11 protein-coding genes are annotated in these 12,358 nt (G+C 72.0%); 7 read left to right on the top strand and 4 right to left on the bottom strand.

Going from position 1 to position 12,358, the window contains the following annotated elements; genetic code table 11:
- Positions 1 to 63 precede the first annotated feature (63 nt).
- Positions 64 to 1,101, top strand: a complete 1,038-nt coding sequence (locus ACFYZ8_RS24445) for a phosphatase PAP2 family protein (RefSeq protein WP_359031904.1) — start codon at positions 64 to 66, stop codon at positions 1,099 to 1,101.
- Positions 1,102 to 1,198: 97 nt separating this feature from the next.
- Here ACFYZ8_RS24445 and ACFYZ8_RS24440 read toward each other — a convergent pair whose 3' ends face one another.
- A complete protein-coding gene (locus tag ACFYZ8_RS24440; RefSeq protein ID WP_359031903.1) occupies positions 1,199 to 1,414 on the bottom strand; it encodes an I78 family peptidase inhibitor in 216 nt (71 codons plus the stop codon).
- A 367-nt stretch (positions 1,415 to 1,781) separates the two neighbouring features.
- Between ACFYZ8_RS24440 and ctaD the strand changes: the two genes are divergently transcribed.
- A complete protein-coding gene (gene ctaD, locus ACFYZ8_RS24435) occupies positions 1,782 to 3,464 on the top strand; it encodes a cytochrome c oxidase subunit I (RefSeq protein ID WP_359031902.1) in 1,683 nt (560 codons plus the stop codon).
- On the opposite strand, the gene ACFYZ8_RS24430 is transcribed toward ctaD, so the two are convergent.
- Entirely contained in the window at positions 3,352 to 4,392 is a 1,041-nt protein-coding gene (locus tag ACFYZ8_RS24430) for a helix-turn-helix transcriptional regulator (protein WP_388536276.1), read from the bottom strand. The genes ctaD and ACFYZ8_RS24430 overlap by 113 nt on opposite strands.
- A 62-nt stretch (positions 4,393 to 4,454) precedes the next feature.
- On the opposite strand from ACFYZ8_RS24430, the gene ACFYZ8_RS24425 reads away from it, so the two are divergent.
- Complete coding sequence (locus ACFYZ8_RS24425) at positions 4,455 to 5,627, top strand: epoxide hydrolase family protein (protein ID WP_388536278.1); 1,173 nt, start codon at positions 4,455 to 4,457, stop codon at positions 5,625 to 5,627.
- Between the two features lie 11 nt (positions 5,628 to 5,638).
- Here ACFYZ8_RS24425 and ACFYZ8_RS24420 read toward each other — a convergent pair whose 3' ends face one another.
- Positions 5,639 to 6,931, bottom strand: coding sequence for an ABC transporter substrate-binding protein (locus ACFYZ8_RS24420; RefSeq protein WP_388536279.1), 1,293 nt, complete (start codon positions 6,929 to 6,931; stop codon positions 5,639 to 5,641).
- Complete coding sequence (locus ACFYZ8_RS24415) at positions 6,900 to 7,448, bottom strand: hypothetical protein (RefSeq protein ID WP_388536280.1); 549 nt, start codon at positions 7,446 to 7,448, stop codon at positions 6,900 to 6,902. The genes ACFYZ8_RS24420 and ACFYZ8_RS24415 overlap by 32 nt, the downstream gene beginning before the upstream one ends.
- Positions 7,449 to 7,571: 123 nt before the next feature.
- On the opposite strand from ACFYZ8_RS24415, the gene ACFYZ8_RS24410 reads away from it, so the two are divergent.
- The 4 genes from ACFYZ8_RS24410 to ACFYZ8_RS24395 all read left to right on the top strand — a co-directional run bounded on the left by ACFYZ8_RS24410 (position 7,572) and on the right by ACFYZ8_RS24395 (position 12,316).
- The gene (locus ACFYZ8_RS24410; RefSeq protein ID WP_388536282.1) at positions 7,572 to 8,048 is read left to right on the top strand and encodes a hypothetical protein; all 477 of its coding nucleotides are present in this window, start codon (positions 7,572 to 7,574) and stop codon (positions 8,046 to 8,048) included.
- Positions 8,048 to 10,753, top strand: coding sequence for an ATP-binding cassette domain-containing protein (locus tag ACFYZ8_RS24405; protein WP_388536284.1), 2,706 nt, complete (start codon positions 8,048 to 8,050; stop codon positions 10,751 to 10,753). Before ACFYZ8_RS24410 ends, ACFYZ8_RS24405 begins: the two co-directional genes overlap by 1 nt.
- A complete protein-coding gene (locus ACFYZ8_RS24400) occupies positions 10,750 to 11,409 on the top strand; it encodes an ABC transporter ATP-binding protein (protein ID WP_388536286.1) in 660 nt (219 codons plus the stop codon). Before ACFYZ8_RS24405 ends, ACFYZ8_RS24400 begins: the two co-directional genes overlap by 4 nt.
- Positions 11,410 to 11,533: 124 nt before the next feature.
- Entirely contained in the window at positions 11,534 to 12,316 is a 783-nt protein-coding gene (locus tag ACFYZ8_RS24395; RefSeq protein WP_359031895.1) for a hypothetical protein, read from the top strand.
- Positions 12,317 to 12,358: the final 42 nt, after the last annotated feature.

The raw sequence follows: 12,358 nt of genomic DNA, 5'->3' as shown, positions 1-12,358 counted from the left end.
ATCGTCATCACAAAGCCGCTGATTCGACAGGGAACAGAGCTCACTCGCTGTAACGTCGATTGGGTGCGTACCGAACGAGACCCCACCCGTCTGGACCGGGTGTTCGCCAGGCTGGACCGTGAGCTGGAACGACCGGCCCACCTCAGCGTGCCCCGGGCGAGCCGACACCGGACCGTCCTGGTGATCGCCGCCCTGGCCTTCTACCTGGCGATCGTGTGGCTGGTGGTGACCACCTCATGGCTGGTCCGCCTCGACTGGCAGGTCATGTTCTTCCGGCCGTACCAGCAGTGGGCGTCCATCCACTGGTTCGTCGACTACTACGTGGTGCTGGGCCAGCGCGGCCCGACCGCGGTGATGGTCGCGGCCTGGCTGGGCTGGCGTTCCTGGCGCCAGCACACCCTGCGCCCGCTGCTGACCCTGGGCGCCTCGCTGCTGCTGCTGAACATCACGGTCGGCGCCGCCAAGTACGGCATGGGAAGACTCGGACCGCACTACGCGACCGTGATCGGCTCGAACGAGATGGGCCTGGGCGGCGATATATTTCCCAGCGGCCACACCGCCAACGCCGTGGTGACCTGGGGAATCCTGGCGTATCTGGCCTCCACCCCGAGGGCCCGCCGCTGGCTGTCCGCGATCTCCGCGGTGACCTCGCTGGGCGTCGGCATGGCCACCGTCTACCTCGGCACGCACTGGCTGAGCGACGTCCTGCTGGGCTGGGTCGCCGGTCTGCTGATCCTGCTCGCGCTGCCCTGGTTCGAGCCGCTGATCGCCCGTACCGAGGACTACGCCTTCGACCTGCGCGACCGCTGGCGGGCCCGCGGCGGCGCGAAGGTCCCGGCGCCGGTCACCCCCGTCACGGCGCCCGCGCCCGCCCGGCTCAAGCCGCTCACCGCCCCGCAGAACGAGACGGCGGCCCGCGAGGCCACCGCCCCGGCGCGTGGCCCCAGGTCACCCGCCTACCTGGCCCCCGGCCCGCACACCAGCCGTTCGGAGCGCACCCCGGTCACCCCGGTCGGCAGCCGCCGCCCGCCGCACCCGCACCCGGACCGGACCGTGCGCGGCACGCCGTCCCCGGCCACCCGGCCGGTGACCGGCGGCTGACCCGCCTCCACCTCGACGGGGCCGGTACGCACCACCACCCCGGACATGACGTGGGCCCCGGTTCCCTGTGAGGGAACCGGGGCCCACGTCATGTGGTTCAGCCCTTCCAGGCCCGTGCCACGCGGCCGTCCTTCACCTCGAAGTTCAGCCGGCCCGCGCGGTACTCCATCGTGATGATCGCCCCCGGCGGCAGCGACCGGACCGTCGACCAGCCCCGCTCACGCGCGAGCCGCTCGGCGGAGTCGGAGTCGAGGCCGACATAGGTGTCGGGGCTGTCCTGGGGTTCGGCGGGCGGTGTCGGAATGGGTGCCATACCGCCACGCTAGGCCCTGCCCCGCGGCCGCGGAAGTCCGGATCCCGCACGCCCCCTGTCACGCTTCTGTCACAGGATCACGCCACCCGTTTCCCTCGCGCTGCGTCACACGGACGGGCGTTTCCCTCGCCCTTCCGCGGGTATTCGAACGCTATTTCCGCGTGTCGTACGACTTCCGCGAATGCCCCTGTGAGAAGGCTTGTCCGAGAACTGGCCCGGGCCCCTTTGCCCACCGATTCCGGACAGGGCCACGCAGGCTGACACCGCATAGGAAATACACGGTTCCGGCACAGAACCCCCTTACGCCCCCTGTCGCCGCGCACGACGGCGCGAGCATCATGGCGTGAGCCGAGCGAAGGGGCGAGCGATGGGGACGCAGACCGTGCAGGCGACGGCACGACCCGTGCGGACCAGGCGGCACGGGCAACTGGTTGTGGACTGGCTGACCACCACCGACCACAAGAAGATCGGTCACCTCTATCTGATCACGTCGTTCCTGTTCTTCCTGATCGGCGGGGTCATGGCCCTGCTGATGCGCGCGGAGCTCGCCCGGCCGGGGCTGCAGATCGTGGACAACCAGCAGTTCAACCAGCTGTTCACGATGCACGGCACGATCATGCTGCTGCTGTTCGCCACCCCGAGTTTCGCGGGCTTCGCCAACGAGCTGATGCCGCTCCAGATCGGTGCCCCGGACGTGGCGTTCCCGCGGCTGAACATGCTGTCGTACTGGTTCTTCCTGTTCGGCGGCCTGATCGTGATGGGTTCGCTGCTCGTGCCGTCCGGTCCGGCCGCCTTCGGCTGGTTCGCCTACGCGCCGCTGAACAACTCCGCGCACTCCCCCGGCGTCGGCCCCGACCTGTGGATCATGGGTCTCGCGCTGGCCGGCTTCGGCACGATCCTCGGCGCGGTCAACTTCATCACCACGATCATCGGGATGCGCGCGCCCGGCATGACCATGTTCCGGATGCCGATCTTCACCTGGAACACCCTGTTCACGTCGATCCTGATCCTGATGGCGTTCCCGGTCCTTGCGGCGGCGCTGCTGGTCCTGGAGGCGGACCGGCGCTTCGGCTCACAGGTCTTCGAGGCGGGCAACGGCGGGGCGCTGCTGTGGCAGCACCTGTTCTGGTTCTTCGGACACCCCGAGGTGTACATCATCGCGCTGCCGTTCTTCGGGATCATCACGGAGATCCTGCCGGTCTTCAGCCGCAAGCCGCTCTTCGGCTATCTGACGCTGGTCGCGGCGACCATGGCGATCACCGGTCTGTCGATCGTGGTGTGGGCGCACCACATGTTCGTCACCGGCGCGGTACTGCTGCCGTTCTTCTCGTTCATGACGTTCCTCATCGCCGTCCCGACGGGCGTGAAGTTCTTCAACTGGATCGGCACCATGATCAAGGGCTCGCTGTCCTTCGAGACGCCGATGCTGTGGGCGTGCGGATTCCTTGTGACGTTCCTGTTCGGCGGCCTGACCGGGGTGATCCTGGCGTCGCCGCCGCTGGACTTCCACGTCTCCGACACGTACTTCGTCGTGGCGCACTTCCACTACGTCGTGTTCGGCACGGTCGTCTTCGCGATCTTCGGCGGGCTGTACTTCTGGTGGCCGAAGTTCACCGGGAAGATGCTCGACGAACGACTCGGCAAGATCCAGTTCTGGACGCTGTTCGTCGGCTTCCACACCACGTTCCTGGTCCAGCACTGGCTGGGAGCCGAGGGCATGCCCCGCCGGTACGCCGACTACCTCGCGGCGGACGGCTTCACCGCCCTGAACACCATCTCGACGATCGGCGCGTTCCTGCTGGGCGCCTCGACGCTGCCGTTCCTCTACAACGTCTGGAAGACCGCCAAGTACGGCGTGCCGGTCGACACGGACGACCCCTGGGGCTACGGCCGCTCCCTGGAGTGGGCCACCTCCTGCCCGCCGCCGCGGCACAACTTCACGACGCTGCCCAGGGTCCGCTCCGAGTCCCCGGCGTTCGACCTGCACCATCCGGAGTACGCGGCCGAGGCTTCGCAGCCCGAGCCAAAGAGCGAGCAAGCCGGTCGTTAGCCGTCCTGATCGCCTCGGTCAGCTCGGCCGGCTCCAGCACCTCGAACTCGAAGCCCGTCATCATCACGTGGATCACCATCACGTCGAGGCTCGACGCCCCGGTGCGCAGGATGCAGCTGTCGGGCCCCTCGTCCTCCAGCACCCCGGCACTCGGCGAGATCCGCTCGGCGGCCCGTTCCTTGGACACCAGCAGCCGCACCACCGCGTGTGAGGCGTACGCGCGCGTGGAGACGCCTCGCGAGACGTAGGCGGCGAGGTCCTCGGCGGGCGGGGTGCGGGGCGTGAACCGGGGGCCGTGCGGCGGCTTCGGGGTGATCCGGTCGGCCCGGAAGGTCCGCCAGTCGTCCCGGTCGAGATCCCAGGCGACGAGATACCAGCGCCGCTCGCTGCACACCAGGCGGTGCGGTTCGACGGTACGGCGGCTGGGGGTGCCCCCGTGGTCGCTGTACTCGAAGCGCAGCCGCTCGGCGTCCCGGCAGAGGTTGGCGAGCTCGGTGAGGACGGCGGGGTCGACGGCATCCGGTCGCGGGCCGCGCAGCATCGGGACGGTGAAGGAGTTCAGGGCGCTCACCCGGCGCCGCAGCCGGCTCGGCAGGACCTGTTCCAGCTTGGCGAGAGCCCGTACCGAGGTCTCGCCGATGCCCTCGACGCCCTGCCCCGCGGCCGTGCGCAGACCGACGGCGACCGCGACGGCCTCGTCGTCGTCCAGGAGCAGCGGGGGCAGCTCGGCGCCCGCGCCCAGCTGGTAGCCGCCGCCGGTACCGGGGCTGGCGTTGACGGGATAGCCCAGCTCGCGCAGCCGGTCCACGTCCCGGCGCACGGTGCGCGGGGTGACGCCGAGGCGGTCGGCGAGGTCGGCGCCGGACCATTCGCGGTGGGCCTGCAGGAGCGAGAGCAGGCGCAGGAGTCGTGCCGAGGTCTCCAACATGCTGCCGAGTCTGCCAGCCATTGCGGACAGAAGCTGTCCGCAAGCCCTCTTACCTTGGACTCATGGCAGACAACAGCGCGACCGCAGAGAGCCGTGAGAGCCATGAGAGCCATGAGATCCGTCCCTTCCGGATCGACATCCCGCAGGCGCAGCTCGACGACCTGCACACCCGCCTGGACCTCACCCGCTGGCCGGACGAACTCCCGGACGCCGGCTGGGAGTACGGTGCCTCCCTGCCGTACCTCCGGGACCTCGCCGGGTACTGGCGCGGGGCCTACGACTGGCGTAAGCACGAGGCCGCCCTCAACGAACTCCCGCAGTTCGTCACCGAGATCGACGGCGCCCGGGTGCACTTCCTGCACATCCGCTCCGCCCGTCCGGACGCCCTCCCGCTGATCCTCACGCACGGCTGGCCGGGGTCGGTCGTGGAGTTCCTCGGGGTGATCGGCTCGCTGAGCGAGGACTTCCACCTGGTGATCCCGTCCATCCCGGGCTTCGGCTTCTCCGGCCCCACCCGCGACAAGGGCTGGAACGTCAACCGGGTCGCCCGCGCGTGGGCCGAGCTGATGCGCAGGCTCGGCTACGAGCGCTACGGCGCCCAGGGCGGCGACATGGGTGCCCTGATCTCCCCCGCGCTCGCCCGCATCGCCCCCGAGTCCGTGGTCGGCGTCCATGTGAACGCCGCCTCGGTCGGCTTCATCCCGCTCGGCCCGGTCGACGAGGAGGCACGGCAGGGGCTGACCGACCGTGAGCTGAGGAGCCTCGCGAGCATCGCCGACTTCACCACCAACGGCTTCGGCTACAACGCCCTCCAGTCGACCCGCCCGCAGACCCTCGCCTACGGCCTCACCGACTCGCCCGTCGGCCAACTGGCGTGGATCATGGAGAAGTTCCAGGCGTGGACCCACTCCTCGGCCGCCCTGCCGGAGGACGCGATCGACCGGGACACGCTCCTGACGAACGTGATGCTCTACTGGCTGACCGGCACGGCCGGTTCCGCGGCCCGCATGTACTACGAGAACAGCCATGTGCCGGACTGGTTCCCGACGCGGACCTCCGGAGTGCCGACCGCGGTGGCCAACTTCGGCGAGGACGTGGCGATCCGCCGCTGGGCCGAGCAGGCCAACACCGTCGTCCGCTGGACGGAGTTCGACCGCAGCGGCCACTTCGCGGCCCTGGAGGTGCCCGACCTGCTGGCCGGTGACGTGAGGGAGTTCTTCGCCTCACTGCGGTGACGGGCGGGCGCTCACTGCTGATACGGCAGTTGCGGGACGTCGAAGCACGTGCGGTTCATGTCGCCCTGGGAGACCCAGCCCCGGCCGTCCTGCCAGCGGGCCACCGAGAGACAGGTCCTGCGGGACCTGGGCGGCTCGGCGAGGCGCTCGAACCGGACGGGGACGAGCAGGCCGTTCGCGGTGTAGTCCTGGCTGCGGTTCATATAGGCGTCGACGCACGCGCGCGTGACGCCTGCCGGCGCACAGGACTTCGCCGCGTCCGTGAACCACATCGCGGCCGCCCAGCCCTCCAGCTGCCACTGGGAGTGCGTCTTGAGGCCCTTGGTAGCGTCCCTGAACTCCCGTACGGCCGCGTCGCCGGTGTCCTCGTAGTTCCGGCTGGACCCGGTGGCCCACAGGGCGTTGCGGCAGCGTGGGGCGTCCTTGTAGTCGTCGCGGACGGTGGACGTCCAGTTCTGCACGTTGGTGACCTTGGCGGTGACCTCGACACCGGCCGCGTCCATCGCCTCGCACAGCTGGGCGTTGCCATGGCTGTCGACGGCGTCGAAGACCAGGTCGGCGCCCTGTTCCTTCAGGTCGGCCGCCACGGCACGGAAGTTGGGCAGCGCGAAGTCGACCTGCTCGGTGACGACCTTGTAGCCCTCGGCCTTCAGCCCCTGCTCGACGAGGCGGGCGTAGGCGGCGGAGGCGGCCTGGTTGTACGACACGACGGCCGCCGTACGGGCCCCGTGCTCGCGTTTGAAGTAGCGGTAGACCTCGGTGCCCCCGTACTGCTCGCCGCCCCAACCGGTCGTGCCGTCGCGGGGCGCGAGGCTGCCGTAGATGCCGTAGAGGTGCGGCCAGGTGTCGTAGGCCGCGCCGATGGGCTGGCCTCCGATGTCGGGCACGCGCGCGCGGGAGACGCGGGAGGCGCCGGCGTAGTCGAGGGCGGTGGTGGCGACCAGGGCGACCACCTTGTCCTCGTCGATCAGCCGGTGCACACAGGTGTTGTTGCCGACCCCGCTGCCGCCGTCGTCGCACTCGCGCACCTCGATCCGGCGGCCGTCGACGCCCCCGCGCGCGTTGAGGCGCTCGAAGTACGCCCTGGCTCCGTCGCGCGGGCCGGTGAAGGCGGTGCCGCCGACCGGGCTGGTGGCGCTGGTGACGATCCCGACGCGGATCGGCGCGCTGTCCTCGGCCTGGGTCGCGCGCTCCCGGTGCTCGAAGTCGCTCTCCGGCAGCCTGCTGCCGCACGCCGCGGCCGGCGCGAGCAGCAGGACCGCGAGGGCGGCCTCAGCAGCCCGGAAGAGCCGACGCCGTGGCATTGCCGCTCAACTGGACCAGCGCGCACAGGGTGTTGACCGACACCTTCCAGGTGCCGTCCTCCTCGACGGCCGTTCCGGAGGCGTCCGGCAGGGCGGTGGCACCGTTGAGCATCAGGGTGTACGTCACGTCGGCCGCGGTCGGCTTGGTGAACCCGATCTTCGTGACCTTCGCCTGCACCTGTCCGCCGCGCTGGTCACCGCTGAAGGCCCGCAGCACCGGACCCATCTCGTCGCCGTTCTCCAGGACGGCCTGCTTGTCCTTGGTGGAGGTCTTCGGGTCGAAGAACTTCTCCCAGTTCGTCTTGATCTCCCGCTCGGCCGCCGCCGCGTCGGCGGGCCCGCTCGGCGAGGGGGCCGCGGACGAGGCGGTCCGCTCCACGGACGGCGTCGGCGGCGGGCTCTCGCTGCCGCCGCCGCTGTCGTCGCTGCACGCCGTGAGGGCCACGGCGAGGGCGAAGCCCACCGCCACCAGCCCCCGGCTGCCGTTCCCCCACGTGCGGTCGCTCCCGAGAACCATCTGGCTCACCACCGGGTGTCGGTCCGGGCCACGTGCGCCCGGTGCTTTCAGGGTCAGCTTCAAGAAGGCATAGTGCAAGCGATTGGCTTACATGGACAGGCATGCGACATGTGGGAGCCAGAGATGCGGACAGCCCGACTGCGGACCGTGCACCCCGTCCTGTGGGCCGGCTGGGCCGCGCTCGCCGCGGGCGCGGTGCTGTGCGTCCTCGGCTGGTACGGCGTCTCGGGCGAGCGTTTCGCCGAGCGGCAGCTGCCCTACCTGGCCTCCTGCACGGTGCCCGGAGCCGCGCTGATCGTCGCCGGGGCGGTGCTCCTCGCCCACGGCCGGGACGCGCTCGCCGCCGCGCGCGTGGAGGAGCTGTACGGCCTCCTGGTCGCCGCGGAACCGACCGAGGCCGAGGAGTCCGGTACCGCGGCCGGCGCGCCCCTGGCGGTCAGCGGGGACCTGCTGATGGTGCCCGGCGGCACGCTCTGGCACCGCGCGGACTGTCCGCTGGTCGCCGGGAAGGTGGAGTCGGTCCCGGTGGACGCCAAGCTCCTGGCGAGCGGTGAGCTGGGCCCCTGCCCGATCTGCGAGCCCGTCGAGGAAACCGACTGATGTCCTCGCTGACCTACGACCTCACCCTCGCCGGGTTGTCGGTCGGCGGCGCGGCCGCGCTCACCGGGATCGGCCTGATCGTGACGTACCGCGCGACCGGGGTGCTGAACTTCGCGCACGGGGCGGTCGCGATGGTGTGCGCGTTCGTGCTGCGCCAGTGCGTGGTGGAGTGGGGCTGGCCGCTGTGGGCCGGGGCGGTGCTGACGCTGCTCGTCCTCGCACCGGCCCTGGGTGTGGTGCTGGAGCGTTTCGTCTTCCGGCCCCTGTCCGTCCTCGGCGGCGATCCGGCCCAGACCCTGGTGGCCTCCATCGGTGTGTTCGTGCTGCTGGTGGGCGGGGCCGCGCTGCTGTGGGGCCAGGGCGCCCGGGACGACGCCCCGGAGCTGGTGTCGGAGGATCCGTGGGGCCGGCTGGCGGTCGTCCTGGTGCTGGCCGCGGGCGTCGGCGCGATGATCCGCTGGACGCGCTTCGGACGGGAGCTGCGGGCCGTCGTGGACGACCGGGGGCTCGCGGTGCTCGGCGGGATCGACGCCGACCGGGTGGCGGCGGCCGGCTGGGCGTTCGGGTCGTTCACGGCGGGCCTGACGGGCGTGCTGCTGGCCCCGTACGTCCGCCTCGACCCGTACGGCCTCCCGCTGCTCGTCATGGAGGTGGTCGCGGTCGCGGTGGCCGCGCGGATGCGGAGCCTGCCGGTGGCGGTGCTGACGGCGCTGACGATCGCGGTGGCCCAGAGCCAGCTGACGAGGCTGCACCCGCGCGGCTGGGCCGAGCCGTTGCTCCAGGCGGTGGGCGCGAACCTGTTCGTCGTGGCCCTCCTCCTCGCGGCCCTGGCACTGCCCCGCCTCGGCACCCGGGACGTCCTCCCCCGCACGGCCACCGCGCGCGTGCCGACCCCGCAGGGCGCGTGGATCGTGGCGGCGGTCCTGTTCCTGCTCCCCCTGGGCTTCGCGGGCACGGACCTGCACACGTCGGTGCAGGTTCCCGCGCTGGGTGTGGTGCTCCTGTCCCTGGTGGTGGTGACGGGCAGGGGCGGCCAGATCTCCCTCGGGCAGGCGGCCTACGCGGGCCTCGGCGCCCTCTTCACGGCCCTGCTGGCGGCGGGCCGCTTCCCCGGCCTCCCACGCCTGCCGGAGCTGGCCGCGCTGGCGGTGGCGGTGCTCCTGGTCGCCCCCCTGGGCCTGCTCACGGGCTGGCCGGCGATCACCCGCCGCGGCCTGGCGCTGGCCCTCGCGACCTTCGCGGTCGGCGTGGGCGTGAGCCGCTTCGTCTTCGCCCAGCCGTACGCCACGTCGGGCCTGTCCCTGGGCCGCCCGGCGGGCTTCGACGGCGACCGCGCGTACTACGTCCTGGAGTTGGCCCTCCTGACGCTCGCTCTCCTCACCGCCCGCGCCCTGCGCAGGGGCCGCACGGGCCGGGCCCTGGCCGCCCTGCGCGACCACGAGTCCGGTGCCTCGGCGGCAGGCGTCCGGGTGCCCGCCCTGAAGCTCCTCGCCTTCGTCGCGGGCGCCGCCCTGGCCGCCCTGGGCGGCGGAATGCTCGGCATGGGCCTGCGCGCGTTCGACCCCACCGCCTACGACCCCGTCCGCAGCCTCCTCTGGTTCGCCGCGGTGGTCGTCCTGGGCGCCGACAGCACCCTGGGCGCCCTGGGCGCGGCGGCCCTCCTGGTCGGCCTGGACGCGGGGGCACGGGGCGGGGTGGCCGCGGCGCTGATCGGCGTGCTGGCGGTGCTGGTCGGACGCTTCCCCGGGGGCCCGTACGAGGCGGTACGGACGGCAGCGGGCCGGCTGAGGCCGAACAGGCCGGCAGCCCTCACCCCCCTGGGAGCCCAGGCGAGACAACGCCTGCACGCTCCATCCCTCCGCACGCCCCCGTCCTCCCCCTCCCCCTCCCCCTCCCTCGCACCCGCACCCGCACCCGCGCCCGCGCCCGCGCCCGCGCCCGCGCCCGACAACGAAAGCGAAAGCGAGACGGGTGGTGCGGGTGGGAACACGAACCCGGCCGAAGGCCGGGCAGTCCTCACCACCCACGGCCTCCAGGCCCGCTACGACGGCTTCACCGCCCTCGACGGAGTCGACCTCACCGTCCCGCCCGGCAGAATCACCGCGGTCATCGGCCCCAACGGCGCAGGAAAGTCAACCCTCTTCCACTGCCTCGCAGGCACCCTCCGCCCCTCCCACGGCCAAGTCCGCCACGGAACCCGCGACATCACCCACCTCTCCCCCCACGCCCGCACCCGCCTCGGCATCGCCCGCACCTTCCAGCAACTGGCCGTCTTCCCGACCCTCACCGTGGCCGAGAACGTCCAGGTGGGCGCGGAACAGGGCCACATCAAAGACCCCACCGCGGTGGACCGGGCCCTGAAACTCCTGCACCTCGACGGCCCCCTGCGCAACGCCCCCGCCGCCGGCCTCCCCACCGGCACCCTCCGCCGCGTGGAACTCGCCAGAGCCCTCGCCGGCTCCCCGAGCGTCCTGCTCCTGGACGAGCCCGCCGCCGGCCTCGACACCGCCGAGGTGACCGCCCTGGCCCGCGTCCTCAAGGCCCTCGCGGCGGACGGCACCGCCCTTCTGGTCGTCGAGCACGACCTCGACCTGGTCGCCGACCTCGCGGACGTCGTGCACGTCATGACCGCGGGCCGCGTCATCGCCTCCGGCCCCCCGGCCCACGTGCTGGACACACTCGACGCCCGGGAGGGGGCCGTATGACAGCGAGGACGACCATCTCGCTGCGCCACGCGCGCGTGCGCTACGGCCCCTTGGAGGCCCTGCACGGCATCACCCTCACCGCGCCCGGCCCCGGCCTCACCGTCCTGCTGGGCCGCAACGGCTCCGGCCGTACGACGGCATTGCGCGCCCTGGCCGGGACGGTGCCGCTCACCGACGGCGCCGTGGTGTGGGACGGCACCGACGTGACGCGGGTACCGGCGTACGAGCGGGTCCGCCGCGGTCTGTGTCTGGTCCCGGAGCGCCAGGCGGTGTTCGGCTCCCTCACGGTGCGCGAGAACCTCGAACTGGCAGCGCCCGACCACGACCTGGCCCTGGACGCCTACCCGCAGCTCGCTCCCCTGCTCCCCCGCCGCGCCGGCACCCTGTCCGGCGGTGAGCAGCGCATGCTCGCCCTCTCCCGGGCCCTGTCGGCACACGCGCGCGTGGTCCTGGTCGACGAGCCCGCGCAGGGCATGTCCCCCACGGTCGCCGCCCGCACGTACGAACTCCTCGCCGCCCTGGACGCGTGCGTGGTCGTGGCCGAACAGCGGCTGCCGCCCGCGCTGCACGACCGTACGGCGATCGTGTACGAACTGCGGCGCGGCGCGGTCGTGTTCAGCGGCGAAGCGGCCGAACTGCGCTCGGCGCGAGCCTGAGCAGACCCCGCGGTGGATGGTTCGATTCCGTTCGCCCTGGGGCGTGACTCCCGCCGCAGATCTGCCGTTGTCCTCTTCATGAGCCCGGGATCCACCCGGGCACCGCATCCTGAGGGAGTCACCCGTGCCGCGCATGCTCGACGTCAGCGACGAGGTACGCGCCGAGATCGGCGACGAAGAAGCCGACCGGCTGCTCGCCGGAGAGAACGCCCCCGGCAGCTACGACTGCACGTCCTGCCGCACCCAGGGCGACTCCGAACAGGAGCGCACCAGCACCGTCCTGTTCATCGGCGACGAGACGGCCGTCCTGGCCTTCGCCCACGCCACCTGCCTGCCCTCCCAGGTCGTCCAGGTCACCGAGGAGCAGCTGCGGGGCGCGGTGAAGTCCATCACCGGCGACACCGTCGACCTGGACCCGGACAAGGTCGTACCCGAGCAGGCGGTGCTCGGGGTGACCAGCGGACTCGTCCTGATCGCCGGGGAGTTGCACCCGGCCCTGGTCGTGGAGCCGACCGGGCCGATCGCGCGGCCGGGTGCGACGGGAGTCGGCGACGACTTCCTGCCGCTGCTGATCGAGCAGGGGTTCATGCCGCTGACGGCGATCGAGTCGGTGCCGTCCGTGCTGCACGGCTGGTCGGTCCTGCTGGCGGTGGGCCAGCTGCACGCGGTGCTCCAGCCGTCGGCGAACGGCGGGCAGCCGGTGGCCTGGTGGCAGGCGCACCAGCCGCTCCAGGTGACGGAGAGCTGGCGGGCCGCGGCCAACAAGCACCAGCAGGTGCTGATGTTCGCCGCGCCGGTCGGGTCCATCGGGCGCCAGCCGCGGGAGGACCTGCTGCGGGATGCCCTGGACAAGGCCGCGGCGAACGGCAAGCTGGTCGCGGCCGCGATGCCGCTCGCGGGGACGTGAGAACCGGCTGAAGGATCACGCCGGACCGCATCCCCGAGGTCC

This window comes from Streptomyces sp. NPDC001668, assembly GCF_042893155.1.
Classification (GTDB): Bacteria; Actinomycetota; Actinomycetes; order Streptomycetales; family Streptomycetaceae; genus Streptomyces.
The sequence above is the reverse complement of the archived record's forward strand: the minus strand, read 5'-3'. Positions and strand labels throughout refer to the sequence as shown.

What these genes read in the sequence shown, in the direction of transcription:
- ACFYZ8_RS24440 (WP_359031903.1), bottom strand. Translation starts at nt 1,414, where the DNA reads ATGGCACCCATTCCGACACCGCCCGCCGAACCCCAGGACAGCCCCGAC.
- ctaD (WP_359031902.1), top strand. Translation starts at nt 1,782, where the DNA reads ATGGGGACGCAGACCGTGCAGGCGACGGCACGACCCGTGCGGACCAGG.
- ACFYZ8_RS24430 (WP_388536276.1), bottom strand. Translation starts at nt 4,392, where the DNA reads ATGTTGGAGACCTCGGCACGACTCCTGCGCCTGCTCTCGCTCCTGCAG.
- ACFYZ8_RS24425 (WP_388536278.1), top strand. Translation starts at nt 4,455, where the DNA reads ATGGCAGACAACAGCGCGACCGCAGAGAGCCGTGAGAGCCATGAGAGC.
- ACFYZ8_RS24420 (WP_388536279.1), bottom strand. Translation starts at nt 6,931, where the DNA reads ATGCCACGGCGTCGGCTCTTCCGGGCTGCTGAGGCCGCCCTCGCGGTC.
- ACFYZ8_RS24415 (WP_388536280.1), bottom strand. Translation starts at nt 7,448, where the DNA reads ATGGTTCTCGGGAGCGACCGCACGTGGGGGAACGGCAGCCGGGGGCTG.
- ACFYZ8_RS24410 (WP_388536282.1), top strand. Translation starts at nt 7,572, where the DNA reads ATGCGGACAGCCCGACTGCGGACCGTGCACCCCGTCCTGTGGGCCGGC.
- ACFYZ8_RS24405 (WP_388536284.1), top strand. Translation starts at nt 8,048, where the DNA reads ATGTCCTCGCTGACCTACGACCTCACCCTCGCCGGGTTGTCGGTCGGC.
- ACFYZ8_RS24400 (WP_388536286.1), top strand. Translation starts at nt 10,750, where the DNA reads ATGACAGCGAGGACGACCATCTCGCTGCGCCACGCGCGCGTGCGCTAC.